Annotated in this window: 17 protein-coding genes; 14 read left to right on the forward strand and 3 right to left on the reverse strand. The window is 71.1% G+C overall.

All coding sequences use genetic code 11. The features are described 5' to 3' along the window. Positions 1-8: 8 nt before the first annotated feature. Positions 9-1,004, reverse strand: a complete 996-nt coding sequence (locus ACZ4YY_RS24480; RefSeq protein WP_468293963.1) for a RecB family exonuclease — start codon at positions 1,002-1,004, stop codon at positions 9-11. Positions 1,005-1,177: 173 nt separating this feature from the next. Between ACZ4YY_RS24480 and ACZ4YY_RS24485 the strand changes: the two genes are divergently transcribed. The 3 genes from ACZ4YY_RS24485 to ACZ4YY_RS24495 all read left to right on the forward strand — a co-directional run bounded on the left by ACZ4YY_RS24485 (position 1,178) and on the right by ACZ4YY_RS24495 (position 4,370). Next, the gene (locus tag ACZ4YY_RS24485) at positions 1,178-2,551 is read left to right on the forward strand and encodes a site-2 protease family protein (RefSeq protein WP_468293965.1); all 1,374 of its coding nucleotides are present in this window, start codon (positions 1,178-1,180) and stop codon (positions 2,549-2,551) included. Positions 2,552-2,614: 63 nt separating this feature from the next. Further along, positions 2,615-3,517, forward strand: a complete 903-nt coding sequence (locus ACZ4YY_RS24490) for a tRNA (adenine-N1)-methyltransferase (protein WP_067031713.1) — start codon at positions 2,615-2,617, stop codon at positions 3,515-3,517. A 274-nt stretch (positions 3,518-3,791) separates the two neighbouring features. Further along, the gene (locus ACZ4YY_RS24495) at positions 3,792-4,370 is read left to right on the forward strand and encodes a hypothetical protein (protein WP_468293968.1); all 579 of its coding nucleotides are present in this window, start codon (positions 3,792-3,794) and stop codon (positions 4,368-4,370) included. 57 nt (positions 4,371-4,427) lie between these two features. On the opposite strand, the gene ACZ4YY_RS24500 is transcribed toward ACZ4YY_RS24495, so the two are convergent. Further along, the gene (locus ACZ4YY_RS24500) at positions 4,428-4,733 is read right to left on the reverse strand and encodes a ferredoxin (protein ID WP_468293971.1); all 306 of its coding nucleotides are present in this window, start codon (positions 4,731-4,733) and stop codon (positions 4,428-4,430) included. Positions 4,734-4,976: 243 nt separating this feature from the next. Between ACZ4YY_RS24500 and arc the strand changes: the two genes are divergently transcribed. From arc to prcA, 5 genes are all read left to right on the forward strand, one after another. Continuing rightward, positions 4,977-6,743, forward strand: a complete 1,767-nt coding sequence (gene arc, locus ACZ4YY_RS24505) for a proteasome ATPase (protein ID WP_468293973.1) — start codon at positions 4,977-4,979, stop codon at positions 6,741-6,743. Between the two features lie 231 nt (positions 6,744-6,974). Next, a complete protein-coding gene (gene dop, locus ACZ4YY_RS24510) occupies positions 6,975-8,486 on the forward strand; it encodes a depupylase/deamidase Dop (RefSeq protein WP_468293976.1) in 1,512 nt (503 codons plus the stop codon). Between the two features lie 189 nt (positions 8,487-8,675). Continuing rightward, positions 8,676-8,894, forward strand: coding sequence for a ubiquitin-like protein Pup (locus ACZ4YY_RS24515; RefSeq protein WP_030244016.1), 219 nt, complete (start codon positions 8,676-8,678; stop codon positions 8,892-8,894). A 222-nt stretch (positions 8,895-9,116) separates the two neighbouring features. Further along, positions 9,117-9,962: a proteasome subunit beta gene (prcB, locus tag ACZ4YY_RS24520; protein ID WP_468293978.1), complete on the forward strand. Its 846-nt coding sequence runs from the start codon at positions 9,117-9,119 to the stop codon at positions 9,960-9,962. A 59-nt stretch (positions 9,963-10,021) separates the two neighbouring features. Further along, the gene (gene prcA / locus ACZ4YY_RS24525; RefSeq protein WP_468293981.1) at positions 10,022-10,768 is read left to right on the forward strand and encodes a proteasome subunit alpha; all 747 of its coding nucleotides are present in this window, start codon (positions 10,022-10,024) and stop codon (positions 10,766-10,768) included. A 54-nt stretch (positions 10,769-10,822) separates the two neighbouring features. On the opposite strand, the gene ACZ4YY_RS24530 is transcribed toward prcA, so the two are convergent. Continuing rightward, positions 10,823-11,839: a LacI family DNA-binding transcriptional regulator gene (locus ACZ4YY_RS24530; protein WP_468293984.1), complete on the reverse strand. Its 1,017-nt coding sequence runs from the start codon at positions 11,837-11,839 to the stop codon at positions 10,823-10,825. Positions 11,840-11,982: 143 nt separating this feature from the next. Here ACZ4YY_RS24530 and ACZ4YY_RS24535 point away from each other — a divergent pair, with 143 nt between their 5' ends. The 6 genes from ACZ4YY_RS24535 to ACZ4YY_RS24560 all read left to right on the forward strand — a co-directional run bounded on the left by ACZ4YY_RS24535 (position 11,983) and on the right by ACZ4YY_RS24560 (position 18,399). After that, positions 11,983-13,242 carry an MFS transporter gene (locus tag ACZ4YY_RS24535; protein ID WP_468293987.1) on the forward strand — a complete coding sequence of 420 codons (1,260 nt, stop codon included), beginning with the start codon at positions 11,983-11,985 and terminating at the stop codon, positions 13,240-13,242. Between the two features lie 9 nt (positions 13,243-13,251). Further along, on the forward strand, positions 13,252-14,613 hold the full coding sequence (pafA, locus tag ACZ4YY_RS24540; protein ID WP_055622880.1) for a Pup--protein ligase: 1,362 nt from the start codon (positions 13,252-13,254) through the stop codon (positions 14,611-14,613). 129 nt (positions 14,614-14,742) lie between these two features. After that, positions 14,743-15,750, forward strand: coding sequence for an FKBP-type peptidyl-prolyl cis-trans isomerase (locus ACZ4YY_RS24545; RefSeq protein ID WP_468293990.1), 1,008 nt, complete (start codon positions 14,743-14,745; stop codon positions 15,748-15,750). 61 nt (positions 15,751-15,811) lie between these two features. Further along, a complete protein-coding gene (locus tag ACZ4YY_RS24550; protein ID WP_030835713.1) occupies positions 15,812-16,183 on the forward strand; it encodes an FKBP-type peptidyl-prolyl cis-trans isomerase in 372 nt (123 codons plus the stop codon). Positions 16,184-16,329: 146 nt separating this feature from the next. Next, entirely contained in the window at positions 16,330-17,307 is a 978-nt protein-coding gene (locus ACZ4YY_RS24555) for a helix-turn-helix transcriptional regulator (RefSeq protein ID WP_468293992.1), read from the forward strand. An 18-nt stretch (positions 17,308-17,325) separates the two neighbouring features. Then, a complete protein-coding gene (locus ACZ4YY_RS24560) occupies positions 17,326-18,399 on the forward strand; it encodes a helix-turn-helix transcriptional regulator (protein ID WP_468293995.1) in 1,074 nt (357 codons plus the stop codon). Positions 18,400-18,456 lie beyond the last annotated feature (57 nt).

Consider the following 18,456-nt stretch of genomic DNA (forward strand, 5'->3'; position numbering starts at 1 on the left):
CTCCTTCTCTAGCCCGGCCCCATTCTGCCCTGCTCCGCCTCCCGCGACTCGGCCGCCCTCACCGGCAGCGGGTACGGCGGGGGAGTGCCGCCGAACTCAGGGCAGTGCGCTCGGTGGTCGCACCAGCCGCACAGCTTCGTCGGCCGCGGCCGCCAGTCACCCGACTCGGTGGCCAGGCGGATCGCCTCCCACAGCGCGAGCAGCTTGCGCTCCACCCGCTCCAGGTCCGCGCGGACCGGGTCGTAGGTCAGCACGTCCCCGCTGCCCAGGTACACCAGTTGCAGCCGCCGCGGGATCACCCTCTTCAGGCGCCACACCACGAGCGCGTAGAACTTCATCTGGAACAGCGCGCCTTCGGCGTACTCCGGCCGGGGCGCCTTGCCCGTCTTGTAGTCGACGATCCGCACCTCCCCGGTGGGCGCCACGTCGACCCGGTCGATGATCCCGCGCAGCGTCAGCCCCGACTCCAGCTCGGCCTCCACGAACAGCTCCCGCTCGGCGGGCTCCAGACGCGTCGGGTCCTCCAGCGTGAACCACCGCTCGACCAGCTGCTCCGCCTCCGCCAGCCAGCCGGCGAGCCGCTCGCCCTCCGGGTCGTCGGCGAACAGCTCCACGACCTCGGGCCGCGCCTCGCGCAGCCGGTCCCACTGCCCGGGGATCAGCGACTTCGCCCGCGGAGCGGTCCGCTCGGCCGCAGGCGCGTCGAAGAGCCGCTCCAGCACCGCGTGCACCAGCGTCCCCTTGGTGGCCGCCGCGCTCGGCTTCTCCGGCAGCCGGTCGATGACCCGGAACCGGTACAGCAGCGGACACTGCATGAAGTCACCCGCCCGCGAGGGCGACAGCGAGGCGGGCGGTATGGCGACGACGACCCGCTCATCGGCCGCCGGTCCGGCCGCGGCCTGTCCGGGCACGGCCGTCACCGCCTCCGGCACCGCCGGCTGCGGCCGCGCCTCCACGACATCCCCGCCGCCCGCCGGGGCGGCACCCTCGCTGCTGCTCTCCATGCCCCAGACCATACGGCCCGCCACCGACAGTCACCCAGTCGCGATCCGGCACCGCCGGCGACCGGCGGAACACAGGGGGTGCCGGGGCGTACCACACCCCGACGGCCGCATACCATCGGTCACAGACCCTTCCGCCCGGCTGGAGCGGGAGACGCTTCGAACAAGGGGACATCGTGGTGGAAAGCGGCGGGAGCGGGCGGCCGCGGCCGGACAGCGACGAGTCGGCCGAGCGACCCACGACACCTGCGCCCCTGCCCGACGCCCCGGCCCCCGAGGAGCCTCCCGCCGACCCGCAGGCGCCTTCCGGAGCGACACCCGACCCCGAGGACCGCACCGGGGCCCCGACCGCCCCCACCACGCGCCCCGGCAGGAACCGGCCGCCCCACCGTCCCCCGGAGCCCCGCGGCGGGCTGCTCATGGGCCGCCCCTTCGGCGTCCCCGTCTACGTCGCGCCCAGCTGGTTCCTCGTCGCCGCGCTGATCACCTGGGTGTTCGGCGGCCAGCTCGACCGCGTGCTGCCCGAACTCGGCGCGGCCCGCTACCTGGTCTCCCTCTTCTTCGCGGTCGCCTTCTACGCGTCCGTCCTCGTCCACGAACTGGCCCACACGGTCGCCGCCCTGCGCTTCAAGCTCCCGGTCCGCCGCATCCGGCTCCAGTTCTTCGGCGGCGTCTCCGAGATCGAGAAGGAGGCCGAGACCCCGGGCCGCGAGTTCTGGCTGGCCTTCGTCGGCCCGCTCCTCTCCCTCGCCCTCTCCGGCCTCTTCTACCTCGCGCTGCAGTCCGTCGAGCGCGGCACGGTCCCCGGCGTGCTGCTGGCCGGCCTGATGATCTCCAACCTGATCGTGGCGGTCTTCAACCTCCTCCCCGGCCTGCCCCTGGACGGCGGCCGCATGCTCCGCGCCGTCGTCTGGAAGATCACCGGCAAGCCCATGAGCGGCACGATCGCCGCGGCCTGGGTCGGCCGCGCCCTCGCCGTCTCCGTCCTCGTCGGACTGCCGCTGCTCACCCAGTCCGGGGCGCTCGGCGCCTCCGCCGAGGACAGCGTCGGCATGGACACCGTCATGGACGCCCTGCTCGCCGCCATCCTCGCGGCGATCATCTGGACCGGCGCCGGCAACAGCCTGCGCATGGCCCGCCTGCGCGAGCACCTGCCCGAGCTGCGCGCCCGCAACCTCACCCGCCGCGCCGTCCCCGTCGAGTCCGACACCCCGCTCTCCGAGGCCCTGCGCCGCGCCAACGACGCCGGCGCCCGCGCCCTGGTGGTCGTCGACGCCCACGGCGAGCCCCTCTCCCTGGTGCGCGAGGCCGCCATCGTCGGCGTACCCGAACACCGCCGGCCGTGGGTCGCCGTCAGCGGACTCGCCCAGGAACTCACCGACGGCATGCGCGTCTCCGCCGAGCTGGCGGGGGAGGACCTGCTGGACGCCCTGCGCGAGACACCCGCCACCGAGTACCTCGTCGTCGAGGAGACCGGGGAGATCTACGGCGTGCTGTCCGCGGCCGACGTCGAGCGGGCCTTCGTGAAGGCGATGGCCCGGCCCTCATAGGGCCCGTCGTTCGGGCAGGACCCAGTGGTCGGCGGCCCCCGTAAACCCCGGTAGGCTGGTCACATGTCCGAACCGACCGGTGCCGCCCGCAGGCGCGGGCCCTTCAAGGTCGGGGACCAGGTTCAGCTGACCGACCCCAAGGGCCGCCACTACACGTTCACGCTCGAGGCCGGGAAGAACTTCCACACCCACAAGGGTTCCTTCCCGCACGACGAACTGATCGGTGCTCCCGAGGGCAGCGTTGTCCGCACCACCGGGAACGTCGCCTACCTCGCGCTGCGCCCCCTGCTCCCCGACTACGTCCTGTCCATGCCCCGCGGTGCCGCCGTGGTCTACCCCAAGGACGCGGGGCAGATCCTCGCCTTCGCCGACATCTTCCCCGGCGCGCGCGTCGTGGAGGCCGGTGTCGGCTCCGGCTCGCTCAGCAGCTTCCTGCTGCGCGCCATCGGCGACCAGGGCATGCTGCACAGCTACGAGCGCCGCGAGGACTTCGCCGAGATCGCGCAGCAGAACGTGGAGCGCTACTTCGGCGGACCCCACCCCGCCTGGCAGCTCACCGTCGGCGATCTCCAGGACAACCTGTCCGACACCGACGTCGACCGCGTCATCCTCGACATGCTCGCCCCCTGGGAGTGCCTGGAGGCCGTCTCCAAGGCGCTCGTGCCCGGCGGCATCCTGTGCTGCTACGTGGCGACCACCACCCAGCTCGCCCGGACCGTCGAGTCCATCCGCGAGATCGGCTGCTTCAACGAGCCGACCGCCTGGGAGACGATGATCCGCAACTGGCACATCGAGGGCCTCGCCGTCCGCCCGGACCACCGGATGATCGGCCACACCGGCTTCCTCCTTACGGCCCGCCGCCTCGCCGACGGCGTCGAGCCCCCCATGCGCCGCCGCCGCCCCGCGAAGGGCGCCTACGGCGAGGACTACGCGGGGCCGAACGCCGACGGGGGCAGCGGCCGCTGAACCGACGGTCGGGGCGCGCCGCCCCGCGCGTGCCCGCCGCGGAAGCGGGGGCGGCGCGGACCGGCCGGCGGCCGGTCCGCGGTGGTCCCGGCGCCGCAACCGACCGGCGTCGTGGCCGAGTTCCCGGAACGGACCGGGAACTCGGCCACGACGCCGTCGCCTTGGCTCACCGCGGGGGTGAACCTCGCACCCCGCCGTTCCCCCCTCGTGTGACGTGTGGCACGATGCTGGCCTCCCACCCCACCGGCACAGCCCTCACAGGAGACGCTTCCTCGTGCAGCAATCCGCCGTCCCGGAACCGGCCCACACCCACGCCCGGCCGATCCACTGGGTCGCCACCGCCACGGCTCTGGCCGGTGTGCTGGCCCTCTCCTCGGTCCTGCAGCCCGACCCGGCGACGGCCGCCCAGGCGTCCGGCCCCGAGACGAAGCCGGCCCCGGCCACCGTCGCGGCTCCCGCCACCACCGGCGTCGACTTCCCGATCGAATGCGGCCCCGTCGAGACGGTGGTGGTGAAACAGGCCTCCGGAGACCTGGACGGCGACGGCAGGCCCGAGACGGTCGCCGCCGTCCACTGCGACGCCCCCATGGGCACCCCGCCCGACGGCGTCTACGTGCTCACGCGGTCCGCCGACGCGGGCCACGCACGCGTGGTGGCCACGCTCGTCGACCCGAAGGACCGCCTCACGGTCACGAGCCTCTCCGTCGGCGACGGCGCCGTCCTCGCCTCGCTGCTCGGCTACTCCTCGGCCGACGTGCCCAGTTGCTGCCCCGACGTCAAGGACGGCGCCAAGTGGCGGTGGAAGGATGACGCGTTCGTCCGCACCACGCCCGCGGGAGCCCACAGCGTCTGACGGATGTACCGGAGGTTGTGAGAAATCAGACAGCCATGACAGACCGCGCGTGACCGCTCACTCCGCGTCAGGCCCGTAGAGCTCGACCCCGTCCGAAACCCGTCGCACGTGGATGCAGTCGCCCGGACACTCCTTGGCCGAGTCCACCACGTCCGTCAGCAGCGGCAACGGAACCGGTGTCGTCGCCCCCTTGTCCTGCAGGAGCTCGTCCTCAGGGCTCTTGACGTAGGCCAGGCCGTCGATGTCCAGCTCGAACACCTCTGGCGCGTACTGGGCGCAGATGCCGTCGCCGGTACAGAGATCCTGGTCGATCCAGACCTCCAGCGCCTCGTCGCCGACACCGGCCTCCTGCTGCACGCTCATGTCTCCTGCCGTTTACTGCCGAGCCGCACGGGAACGATGCAGGCTCTGACGGGTGTTGAACACTTCGACCCTACCTCCGGCAGCTTTCCAATCATGTTCGGTGGGTATCCCCCTGGCGTGAGGGAGAGCGCAAGGGTGAAGATCGGACACACCCCGACAGTGTTTGTGATCTAGGGGTTTCAATCGACACCCACCCAGGTAGGGTCTGGAAGCGTCCAGCTCCCCTTGGAGGAGGTGAGGACCGTGGCAGCCCACGACGACGACATGAACCGCGGCATCCGCCCGGGACGAGGGTCCGACGACCCGGCCGGGCAGATCGCTTACCTTGAGCAGGAGATCGCCGTCCTGCGACGCAAGCTCGCCGACTCTCCGCGACACACGAGGATTCTCGAAGAGCGGATCGTCGAGCTGCAGACCAACCTGGCCGGCGTGTCCGCCCAGAACGAGCGACTCGCCAACACGCTCCGTGAGGCCCGCGACCAGATCGTGGCCCTCAAGGAGGAGGTCGACCGGCTCGCCCAGCCGCCGGCCGGCTTCGGTGTCTTCCTCGCGGCGAACGAGGACGGCACGGCCGACATCTTCACCGGGGGCCGCAAGCTCCGGGTGAACGTCAGCCCCGGCGTCGAGCTCGACGATCTCCGGCGCGGCCAGGAAGTGATGCTCAACGAAGCGCTCAACGTGGTCGAGGCCATGGAGTTCGAGCGGGTCGGGGACATCGTCACCCTCAAGGAGATCCTCGAGGACGGCGAGCGCGCCCTGGTGCTGGGGCACACCGACGAGGAACGGGTGGTACGGCTCGCCGAGCCGCTGCTGGACGTCACCATCCGCCCCGGCGACGCCCTGCTGCTCGAACCCCGCTCCGGCTATGTCTACGAGATCGTTCCGAAGAGCGAGGTCGAGGAACTCGTCCTCGAAGAGGTCCCCGACATCGGATACGAGCAGATCGGCGGCCTGGGCGGCCAGATCGAGGCCATCCGCGACGCGGTCGAGCTGCCGTACCTGTACCCGGACCTGTTCAAGGAGCACGAACTGCGGCCGCCGAAGGGTGTCCTGCTGTACGGGCCCCCCGGATGCGGCAAGACGCTGATCGCCAAGGCCGTCGCCAACTCGCTGGCCAAGAAGGTCGCCGAGGTCACCGGCCAGGCCGCCGGCAAGAGCTTCTTCCTCAACATCAAGGGCCCCGAGCTGCTGAACAAGTACGTCGGTGAGACGGAGCGGCAGATCCGCCTCGTCTTCCAGCGGGCCCGTGAGAAGGCCAGCGAGGGCACCCCCGTCATCGTCTTCTTCGACGAGATGGAGTCGCTCTTCCGCACCCGCGGCTCCGGTGTCAGCTCGGACGTGGAGAACACCATCGTCCCGCAGCTGCTCGCCGAGATCGACGGCGTGGAGGGCCTGCAGAACGTGGTCGTGATCGGCGCCTCCAACCGTGAGGACATGATCGACCCGGCCATCCTGCGGCCCGGCCGGCTGGACGTGAAGATCAAGATCGAGCGTCCGGACGCCGAGGCGGCCAAGGACATCTTCGGCAAGTACCTCACCGAGCGCCTCCCGCTCCACGGGGACGACCTCGGCGAGCACGGCGGCGACAAGACCACCACCGTCCAGAGCATGATCCAGACGGCAGTGGAACACATGTACGCGGAATCCGAGGAGAACCGCTTCCTGGAAGTCACCTACGCCAACGGTGACAAGGAAGTCCTCTACTTCAAGGACTTCAACTCCGGCGCCATGATCGAGAACATCGTGGGCCGCGCCAAGAAAATGGCGATCAAGGACTTCCTGGAGAAGAACCAGAAGGGCCTGCGCGTCTCCCACCTCCTCCAGGCCTGCGTGGACGAGTTCAAGGAGAACGAGGACCTGCCGAACACCACCAACCCGGACGACTGGGCCCGGATCTCCGGAAAGAAGGGCGAGCGGATCGTCTACATCCGCACCCTGATCACCGGAAAGCAGGGTTCCGACACCGGACGCTCCATCGACACGGTGGCGAACACCGGACAGTACCTGTAAAAAACAGGGCGGCTGCGGGTGCCCTTTCCGGGTACCCGCAGCCGACTGCTTTTCGGGCCACGGCTGGAGCAGTGCAATGACGCAAATGATCTCCCCGCGGGCGCAGAGGCGTTCTAGGCTCTTCCGTACCGCCGGTCGCAGTGCGGGGACGGGCACCTCGCACGCACCGGAGCACCAGCGGTATCTGAGCGGCGCCCACGACCGAGGGAGCCGCCGGGCAAGGAGGGCCGCATGACCGTACGGCGAGTAATGGGCATCGAGACGGAGTACGGGATCTCCGTCCCCGGCCACCCGAACGCCAATGCCATGCTCACCTCGTCCCAGATCGTCAACGCCTACGCGGCGGCGATGCACCGGGCCCGCCGGGCTCGCTGGGACTTCGAGGAGGAGAATCCGCTGCGGGACGCGCGAGGCTTCGACCTCGCCCGCGAGGCCGCCGACTCCAGCCAGCTCACCGACGAGGACATCGGCCTCGCCAACGTGATCCTCACCAACGGCGCCCGCCTCTACGTCGACCACGCACACCCCGAGTACAGCGCCCCCGAGGTCACCAATCCGCGCGACGCCGTCCTCTGGGACAAGGCCGGCGAACGGATCATGGCCGAGGCCGCCGAGCGCGCCGCCGCGCTCCCCGGAGCCCAGCCCATCCACCTCTACAAGAACAACACCGACAACAAGGGCGCCTCCTACGGCACGCACGAGAACTACCTGATGAAGCGGGAGACCGCCTTCTCGGACATCGTGCGCCACCTCACGCCCTTCTTCGTCTCCCGCCAGGTCTTCGCCGGCGCGGGCCGCGTCGGCATCGGCCAGGACGGCCACGAGCACGGCTTCCAGCTCAGTCAGCGCGCGGACTACTTCGAGGTCGAGGTCGGCCTGGAGACGACCCTCAAGCGCCCGATCATCAACACCCGCGACGAGCCGCACGCCGACGCGGAGAAGTACCGCCGCCTCCACGTGATCATCGGCGACGCCAACCTCTCCGAGATCTCGACCTATCTCAAGCTCGGCACGACGGCCCTGGTCCTGTCGATGATCGAGGACGGCTTCATCGCGGTGGACCTGGCCGTCGACCAGCCGGTGCGCACGTTGCACCAGGTCTCGCACGACCCGACGCTCCGGCGTCTGGTCACGCTGCGCAGCGGTCGCACACTCACCGCGGTCCAGTTGCAGATGGAGTACTTCGAGCTGTCCCGCAAGTACGTGGAGGAACGCTTCGGGGCGGACGCCGACGACCAGACCAAAGACGTCCTGGCGCGCTGGGAGGACACCCTCACGCGCCTGGAGAACGACCCGATGAGCCTGGCCGGCGAACTGGACTGGGTCGCCAAGCGCGAGCTGATGGAGGGCTACCGGCGCCGTGACGAGCTCGACTGGGACGCGGCCCGGCTGCACCTGGTCGACCTCCAGTACGCCGACGTGCGGCCCGACAAGGGCCTCTACAACCGTCTCGCGGCCCGCGGCAGGATGAAGAGGCTCCTGGACGAGAGTGAGGTCGAGCGGGCCAGGAGCAAGCCTCCGGAGGACACGCGCGCGTATTTCCGCGGACGCTGCCTGGAGCAGTACGCGGACGACGTCGCGGCGGCCTCCTGGGACTCGGTGATCTTCGACCTTCCCGGCCGCGACAGCCTCCAGCGCGTCCCAACCCTGGAACCGCTTCGCGGAACGCGAAATCACGTCAAGGAGCTCCTGGACCGTTGCCGTACGGCGGAAGACCTGGTCAGGGTCTTGTCGGGCGGCTGAACGGGTACTCGGCCGGACCCGGGCGGGCGGGGTGGAAACCCCGTCGCCCGGGAATCATCGAGATGGCTCCCGTACGTTCCGGTAACTGCGGGGCCGATGTCGGACCCGGCTTGTAGGGTCTGATCATCACCGATCGGCAGGAATGCCGACCTGTCGACCATGTCGGGCGAACTGAGCGGGGTGAGGGTTATGGCGACCAAGGACACCGGCGGCGGCCAGCAGAAGGCGACGCGCTCCACGGAGGAGGTCGAGGAGCAGGCGGCGGAGGCGCAGGCCTCCGAGGACCTCAAGGAGCGCCAGGAGAAGCTGTCGGACGACGTGGACTCCGTGCTGGACGAGATCGACGACGTCCTCGAGGAGAACGCCGAGGACTTCGTGCGGTCCTTCGTTCAGAAGGGTGGACAGTAAGGCTTCCTTCTCTTCGAATCGAAGGTTTGAAGGTGCGGGGGTGTGAGTGACCGGTGGGCCCGCGACCTGACTCGGGCTCACCGGTCCTCGCGCTCCGGACGAGGTGCCGCGTGATCTCCCCGAAGGCTTCGGCCGGACATGTGGATCACCGTCGCGAGCCGGGTAAGGTCCCTCGCATACCGATGCTTCAACTGTGAATTCGGCCCATCCGGAAGGAACCTCGTGGAAGCCAACTCTCGCGGCGTCGGGCGTCTGCCGGCAGCCTTCCTGACGCCTGGATCCTCTTCGTTCATGGACTTCCTGTCGGAGCAGCAGCCGGAGTTGCTGCCCGGCAACCGGCAACTGCCCCCCACCCAGGGCGTGATCGAGGCCCCGCACGGCACGACGATCGTCGCGGTGACGTTCCCCGGCGGCGTGGTGCTCGCCGGTGACCGGCGCGCCACGATGGGCAACGTCATCGCCCAGCGGGACATCGAGAAGGTGTTCCCGGCCGACGAGTACTCGGCCGTCGGCATCGCCGGCACCGCCGGTCTCGCCGTGGAGATGGTCAAGCTCTTCCAGCTGGAACTGGAGCACTTCGAAAAGGTCGAGGGCGCCCAGCTCTCGCTCGAGGGCAAGGCCAACCGGCTGTCGACGATGATCCGCTCCAACCTCGGCATGGCCATGCAGGGCCTGGCCGTGGTCCCGCTCTTCGCCGGGTACGACGTGGACCGCGGCAGGGGCCGGATCTTCTCCTACGACGTCACCGGCGGCCGCTCCGAGGAGCACCACTACGCGGCGACGGGCTCCGGCTCGATCTTCGCGCGCGGCGCGATGAAGAAGCTGTTCCGCGAGGACCTGACCGAGGAGCAGGCCACGACGCTCGTCGTGCAGGCCCTGTACGACGCGGCAGACGACGACTCGGCGACCGGCGGTCCCGATGTCGCCCGCCGGATCTACCCCATCGTCACCGTGATCACCGAGGACGGCTTCCGCCGGCTCACCGAGGACGAGTCCTCCGGGATCGCCCGCTCCATCCTGGAGCGCCGTCTCGAGCAGCCGGACGGCCCGCGGGCCGCGCTGCTGTAGCCGGCCGCCCCTCTTGGCAAGGTGATCGAGTGACTTCCACAGAAAGGGACGGATAACCGGTGTCGACGCCGTTCTATGTCTCACCCCAGCAGGCGATGGCCGACCGCGCGGAGTACGCGCGCAAGGGCATCGCCCGCGGTCGCAGCCTGGTCGTGCTGCAGTACGCCGACGGCATCGTCTTCGTCGGCGAGAACCCGTCCCGTGCGCTGCACAAGTTCAGCGAGATCTACGACCGGATCGGCTTCGCGGCCGCCGGCAAGTACAACGAGTACGAGAACCTCCGCATCGGCGGTGTGCGCTACGCCGACCTGCGTGGTTACACCTACGACCGGGACGACGTGACCGCGCGCGGCCTGGCCAACGTCTACGCCCAGACCCTGGGCACGATCTTCTCCTCGGCGGGCGAGAAGCCCTACGAGGTGGAGCTGGTCGTGGCCGAGGTCGGGGAGACGCCGGACGGCGACCAGATCTACCGGCTGCCGCACGACGGCTCGATCGTCGACGAGCACGGCTCGGTCGCGGTCGGCGGCAACGCCGAGCAGATCAGCGGCTACCTCGACCAGCGCCACCAGGACGGCATGAGCCTCGCCGAGGCCCTCAAGCTGGCCGTCCAGGCCCTGTCGCGGGACACCAACGGCACGCAGCGGGAGATCCCCGCCGAGCGGCTGGAGGTCGCGGTGCTGGACCGTACGCGGCCGCAGCAGCGCAAGTTCAAGCGGATCGTCGGCCGCCAGCTCGCCCGGCTGCTGGAGAGCGGCGGCGCGACCACCGAGGCGGAGAGCTCCGAGGAGTCCGACGAGGACTGACCCACCCCGTCGCGAGGTGCCCCGGCCGGGTTCCACGGCCGGGGCACAGGCGTCTCACGAGGCCCCAGGTGCCGCCGTGGAGCCCCGTACGACCAACTCGACCGGAATGTCCCCGGCCGGGCTCTCACGGCCCTCCAGGACGTCCAGCAGGGCCCGCATGCCCCGCTCCCCGAACAGCTCGGCGTCCAGCCGGACGGTGGTCAGCTCCGGGTCGAGGGCGCTGGCCAGGGCGATGTCGTCGACACCGGTGACCGAGACGTCGTCGGGGACGCGCAGCCCGCGCCGGCGCAGTGCCTTGTACACGCCGGCCGCCAGTTTGTCGTCGTCGCAGACCACGGCGGTGGGCAGGGGGCCCGGGGCGGCCAGGGCGGCCTCCGTGGCGGCCAGGGCGCCCTCGATGGTCATCGGGGTGCGGGCGGTGCGCACCCACGCCCCGGGCACCGCGCCCACCCGTGCTTCCAGCTCCCGCGCGCGGACCTCGAACGTCCAGGACGGCACGTCGGCCGCCAGGTGCAGGAAACGCCGGTGGCCGAGGCCCAGCAGGTGGTCGGCGATCCGGCGGGCGCCGTCGGCGATGTCCAGGTTGACCGTGGCCGCCCCCAGACTGCCGGCGGGGTCGCTGTCCAGCATGACCAGCGGCAGCTGGTCGCCGCGGATCGCGGTCAGGGCGTCGGCGGCCATGGACGAGGCCAGGACGCCGTCCAGCGCGGCCGGCGCGGAGGCGAACGGGTCGCGGGCGGGCCCGACCCCCTCGGGGGAGGGGTAGAGGACGACGCCGAAGCCGTGCTCGGCGGCGACCCGGGCCGCGCCGGTGTAGACGCCGGCGAAGAACTCGGTGGTCAGCGCCGGGACGACCAGCAGCACCGTGCGGGTGCGGCCGAGCCGCAGGTTGCGGGCGGCGAGGTTGGGCCGGTAGCCGAGCTCCCGGGCGGCCTCGCGGACCCGCTCCGCCGTGGCCTCGGAGACCCGGCCGCGCCACTTGTCCCCGAGGACGAGCGAGACCGCCGCCTGCGACACACCCGCCGCCCGGGCGACGTCACGGCTCGTCGGGCGCGTACTGGCTCGTCCCACCGGGGGCCTGCTCCTTCGTCTGACGCGTGCGCTCTGGACTGGCGAACAGCGCACATGGTACGTATGACAAGACACGTTATACGTAAAACCCGAGCGTGGCGCCCCGGGCGCACCGCCTCGGGCGAGCCGACGGAGGCGGGACATTGGCCGCGGGATACCTGGAGATCCTCAGGGCGAGGCACGCGGCGCGCCTGCTGACGGGCACGCTCGTGGGCCGGCTGCCCAACGCCACGGCCGCCATCGCGATCCTGCTGTTCGTGCGCGCCGAGGGCGGCACCTACAGCCTCGCGGGGGCCCTGGCGGCCGTCTACGGCGTCGCCAACGCCGTCGGCCAGCCGGTGCTCGGACGCCTCGTGGACCTGCGCGGGCAGCCGCGGGTGCAGCTGCCCGCCGCGCTCGCCTCGGCCCTCGCCATGGCGGTCTTCGCCCTCGCCGGCACCGGCCCGCTGCCTCTGGCGTACCTCGCCGTCGGGGCCGCCGGGCTGTTCACACCACCCCTGGAGGGCGGCCTGCGGGCCCTGTGGCCCTCGGTGCTGCGCCGCGAGGACCAGGTGCACACGGCGTACGCCATGGACGCGGTGGCCCAGGAGGTGATGTTCACCGTCGGTCCGCTGCTGGTGACCCTGTGCGTGTCGCTGTGGTCCGCGCAGGCCGCGCTGCTCGTCGTGAACGCCGTCGGCGTCCTCGGCGCCCTGTCCGTGGTGCTGTCGCCCCCCGCGCGCGCGTGGCGCTCCGCCCCGCGCGAGGCCCACTGGCTGGGCGCCCTGCGCTCAGCCGGGCTGCTCGCCCTGCTGGCCGCCTTCCTGTTCGTCGGCATCGCCCTCGGCTCCATCACGGTCGCCTCCGTGCCGTACGCGGACGACCACGGCGGCGACGTCGTGTACGGCTGGCTGATGGCCGCGCTGGGCCTGGGCGCGCTGCTCGGCGGCGTGGTGTACGGGGCGCGGACCTGGCCCGGCGCGCCGGAGCGGCGACTGCGTGCCCTCGTGGCCCTCCTGGCGGTGTGTTATCTGCCGCTGATGCTGATGCCGGGCGCGGTCGCCATGGTGGCGCTCACCGTGCTCGCCGGTGTGTTCCTCGCCCCCGCCATCGCCTGCGCCTTCGTCATCGTCGACCGGCACGCGCCGCGCGGCACGGTCACCGAGGCGTTCTCCTGGCTGGTGACCACCTTCACCGTGGGTCACTCGCTCGGCACCGGCGTGGCGGGACCGGTCGTCGAGGCGGGTGGCGCCCTGTGGGGCTTCGCCGTACCCGGTGTCGCGGGGGCCGTGTCCCTGCTGGTTCTGCTGGCCACGGGGCGGGTACTCGCAGTTCCCGCCGCGAGTGCGGTGGTTGCTTCTTCATCGGAAAATGATCCGAACCGTGCCGCCGAACCCCGTTTCAGTTCAGGGGATCGGGCGTAATGTTCACTCATGGACCGCCGCATTTTCGGGCTGGAGAACGAGTACGGCGTCACGTGCACGTTCAGGGGACAGCGCCGCCTGTCGCCTGACGAGGTGGCGCGCTACCTCTTCCGCCGTGTCGTGTCATGGGGCCGAAGCAGCAATGTCTTTCTGCGGAACGGCGCCCGCCTGTATCTCGACGTGGGATCGCATCCGGAATACGCGACACCCGAATGTGACAACGTGACCGAACTGGTCACCCACGACAAGGCCGGCGAGCGCATTCTCGAAGGACTCCTGGTGGACGCGGAACGACGCCTGCACGAGGAAGGAATCGCGGGCGACGTCTACCTCTTCAAGAACAACACCGACTCGGCGGGCAACTCCTACGGTTGCCACGAGAACTACCTGGTGGCCCGGCACGGGGAGTTCTCCCGGCTCGCGGACATCCTCATTCCCTTCCTGGTGACCCGGCAGCTGCTGTGCGGCGCCGGAAAGGTGCTCCAGACGCCCCGCGGGGCCGTCTACTGCGTCAGCCAGCGGGCCGAGCACATCTGGGAGGGCGTCTCCTCGGCGACCACCCGCTCACGGCCCATCATCAACACCCGCGACGAACCGCACGCCGACGCCGAGCGCTACCGCCGGCTGCACGTCATCGTGGGCGACTCGAACATGTCCGAGACGACCATGCTGCTCAAGGTCGGCGCCACCGACCTGGTGCTGCGCATGATCGAGGCGGGCACGGTGATGCGCGACCTCACCCTGGAGAACCCGATCCGGGCGATCCGCGAGGTCAGCCACGACATCACCGGCCGGCGCAAGGTGCGCCTGGCCAGCGGCCGTGAGGCCTCCGCCCTCGAGGTGCAGCGCGAGTACTACGAGAAGGCCGTGGACTTCTGCGAGCGCCGGGGCATCCGCACCGGCACCGTCGAGCAGGTCCTGGAGCTGTGGGGCCGCACGCTGGACGCGATCGAGACCGAGGACCTCGACCGCATCGGCACCGAGATCGACTGGGTGATGAAGTACAAGCTCATCGAGCGCTACCGGGCCAAGCACAACATGACCATGTCGCACCCGCGCGTGGCGCAGATAGACCTCGCCTACCACGACATCCACCGCCGTCGTGGCCTGTACTACCTGCTGGAGAAGAAGGGCCAAGCCACCCGGATCTGCAACGACTTGAAGATCTTCGAGGGCAAGTCGGTCCCCCCGCAGACCACTCGGGCGCGCCTGCGCGGCGACTTCATCCGGCGGGCCCAGGAGCAGCGCCGCGACTTCACGGTCGACTGGGTCCACCTCAAGCTCAACGACCAGGCACAGCGCACCGTGTTGTGCAAGGACCCGTTCCGTTCGGTGGACGACCGGGTGGAGAAGCTCATCGCCGGCATGTGAGCCATGCGATTCCGGCCACGTCGTCGGAACGCAACACGGGCGCCGTACGTTTCCCGTACGGCGCCCCTGTCACGCCGTAGAGTTGCGCGCACGCCATCCACAAGATCGACCGATTACGAGGCCCCCACCGTGCGCCGACGCTCACTTCTTCTCGCCGCCGTTCCCGCAGGCCTGGTCACACTCGCCGGATGCGGGGACGACAAGTCCGACTCCTCGAGCGCCGCCGACGGCAATGCGTCGCCCTCCGCCTCGCCCACCTCCGCGGCCCCCGCGCCCAAGATCGTCGACGGTCCGTTGCCGGCCGTCACGGCGGGTACCGGGTTCGGTGAGAAGCCGACCGTCGCCAGGGGCAGCGGCACCCCCTCCGACCAGCTCGCGGTCCGCACGCTCATCGCGGGCAGCGGTCAGACCGTCGCGGAGAACGACTACATCTGGGCCCACTACCTCGGTCAGGTCTGGGACACGGCGAAGGTCTTCGACAACTCCTACGACCGCAAGACGCCGCTGTTCATCCAGTTGGCCCCGGGCGGCATCATCGACGGCTGGCGTTACGGCCTCACGGGCAAGAAGGTCGGCAGCCGCGTCGAGCTCGCCGTCCCCCCGACCTGGGGTTACGGCTCCAAGGGCCAGCCGCAGGCCGGCATCAAGGGCACCGACACGCTGGTGTTCGTGGTGGACCTCCAGGGCACCTTCAGCGGCAAGAGCTCCGCCAAGGGCAAGGACGTCCCGCAGGAGGACGCGGCGCTGCCGAAGGTCGGCACCAACACCGACGGCAAGGCGCCCTCCCTCGAGATCCCCAAGGCCGACCCGCCGAAGGAGCTCGTGGCGAACTACGTCATCGAGGGGGACGGCGAGGAGGTCGCGGCGGACGCGAGCCTGGTCGTGCAGTACAAGGGCGTCGTCTGGGACACCGGCAAGGAGTTCGACTCCTCCTACACCCGCAGCGCACCCGCGTCGTTCTCGCTCCAGCAGGTGGTCAAGGGCTGGGCGCAGGGGCTGACCGGCAAGAAGGTGGGCAGCCGCGTCGTCATCGTCGTCCCGCCGGAGCTGGGGTACGGCGACAACCCGCCGAGTGGCAGCGGGATCGGGAAGGACTCCACGATGGTCTTCTCGGTGGACATCCTCGCGGCGGTGTGACCCCGCCCGAGGTGCAAGACTGTGCACGTTGCCCTATCGAGAACTAGCAGGAGCTACAGACGTGAGCATCGACAAGCCCGAGATCGACTTCCCGGGCGGCGAGCCCCCGGCGGACCTCGAGATCAAGGACATCTGGGAGGGCGACGGCGAGGTGGCCCAGGCCGGCCAGACCGTCACCGTCCATTACGTCGGCGTCGCCTTCAGCACCGGTGAGGAGTTCGACGCCAGCTGGAACCGCGGCACCCCGTTCCGCTTCCCGCTGGGCGGCGGCCGCGTCATCAAGGGCTGGGACCAGGGCGTGCAGGGCATGAAGGTCGGCGGCCGTCGCCAGCTGACCATCCCGGCCCACCTCGCCTACGGCAACCAGAGCCCCACCCCGGCGATCAAGCCCGGCGAGACGCTGATCTTCGTCGTGGACCTGCTCGGGGTCTGAAACCCGCTCGAGGTCCGAGCGGGATCCGACCGGAGCCGATCACCTGGGGTCCATGCCTGTCCGGGCGTGGGCCCTCGGCTTTTGCCGGGGCACCGCGGAGCGGTACGGTCATCCGTCTAAGCATCATGAGGAGGCGAAGGGCGTCGATGGCCATTGCCAAGGCCGAGCGGCTGATGAACCTGGCGCTGTGTCTGCTCGGGACGCGGCGGCCGCTCAGCAAGCGCGAACTGCGCGACTCCATCGAGGCCTACGTCGAGGCCTTCAGGCCGGGGAACGGCGGGGCGGCATCCGACGACTCCTTCAACCGCATGTTCGAGCGGGACAAGGACGACCTGCGTGAGCTCGGCCTGGTCATCGAGACCGTGGAGAGCCTGGACGGCGAGGTCGGCTACCTCGCCCGCCGCGACAGCAACCGCCTCCCGCCCATCACCCTCGACGCCGAGGAGGCCGCCGCGCTGGGGCTGGCCGCCAAGGTCTGGCAGCAGGCCCGGCTCGCCGGCGCGGCCAGCGGCGCCCTGCAGAAACTGCGCGCGGCCGGACTGCCCGAGGACGTCGACCCCTACGAGGCGCACGGCGCGCTGGAGCCGCGCATCCCGGTGCACGAGGCCGCCTTCGAGCCGTTGATGCTGGCCTGCCGCGACCGCCGTCCGGTGGTCTTCGAGTACCGCAAGGCCACCGCCGCCCGCCCCGAGCCCCGGCACGTCGAGCCGTGGGCGCTGGAATGCTGGCGCGGCCACTGGTACCTCGCGGGCTGGGACCGCGACCGGGGCGCCGAGCGGGTGTTCCGGCTGTCCCGGATCACCGGCCGGGTCCGCTCGCGGGGGGCGAGCTTCACCGCGCCCGTCCCCGACGTCGTCACCGTCCGGGAGACCGTCGCGAGCTGGGCGGGGGAGACCGCCGACCGCAGCGCGCTGATCCGACTGCGCTCGGGCGCCGGGTACCCCCTGCGGGCGAAGGCCACGGCCGTGCGGGAACTCGGCGACGGCTGGGACGAGTTGGAGATTCCGTACGGGCACGGGCTGGACGCGTGGCTGGTGGAGTTCGGGCCGGACGTGGTGGTCCTGGAACCCGCCGAGCTGCGGGCCGACGTGGTCGACCGGCTGCGTGCCGTGGCCAAGGGCTGAGGGGGAGCGAGCAACACAGTGGCAGGCAAACCGGTCAGGCCGGCGAACGCGATCGACCAGACCCGCCGGATGCTCTCCCTGGTGACCTATCTGCGGGAGCGACCCGGGGCGCGCATCGAGGACGTGGCGCGCGCCTTCGGGATCACCGAGGACGAACTGGTCTCCGACCTCGACGTGCTGCCCATGTGCGGCACCAGCTTCCGCGGCGGCGACCTCCTCGACATCGACACCGACGGCGAGCGCATCTGGTGGCACAACCCGGCCGCGCTCGGCGCGGACGCCGCCGAGCCGCTGCGGCTGGCCGCCGACGAGGCGACCGCGCTGCTGGTCGCCGCCCGCGCGGTGGCGACCCTGCCCGGCCTGCGCGAGGGCGACCGGCAGGCGCTGCTGCGCGCCACCGCCAAGGTGGAGGCCGCGGCCGGCGAGGCGGCCGGCGCCAGCTCCCGGCTCTCGGTGACCTTCGAGTCCGAGGGCGGTGTCTTCGCCGACGTGGACCGGGCGATCTCCGAGCGGCGCCGTCTGTGGATCCGCTACTACTCGCCCGCCCGTGACGAGGTCACCGAGCGCGAGATCGACCCCATCCGCCTCGTCAGCGTCGGACACACCTACGTCGAGGCGTGGTGCCGCCGCTCGGAGGCGCGCCGCACCTTCCGCCTCGACCGGGTCGCCGAGATCCGCATCCTGGACGAGCCGTCCGCGCCGCCCGAGATCGAGCTGCGGGACCTCTCGGAGGGCCTGGTGCAGCCGGCCGCCGAGGACCCCGAGGTCGTCGTCGAGGTCGGGCCGGGCGGCCGCTGGGTCGCCGAGTACTACCCCCACGACACCGCCGAGGAACTGCCCGACGGCGGCCTGCGCATCACCCTGCGCACCCCCGACCCGGCCTCCCTGCGCCGTCTGGCGCTCCGCCTCGGCCGCGACGGCCGGATCGTCGCCCCCGAGGTCCTCGCCGCCAGCGCCCGCAGTGCGGCCCGCGAGGCGCTGGCCGCGTACGACGGGGTCGAGGCGCGGGAGGCGCCGGGCGCCGGCGCACCCGAGTCGGGGATCGCCGGCGGTCCCGTCAGCGGCCCGGTCGACGTGCGGGGCGCGGTGTGAACCGGGGCGCGGCCGACGCCGTGGGGCGCAGGGGCGGTTCGACGGGCGGGAGCGGGG

It is taken from the genome of Streptomyces sp. NPDC030143 (assembly GCF_055573695.1).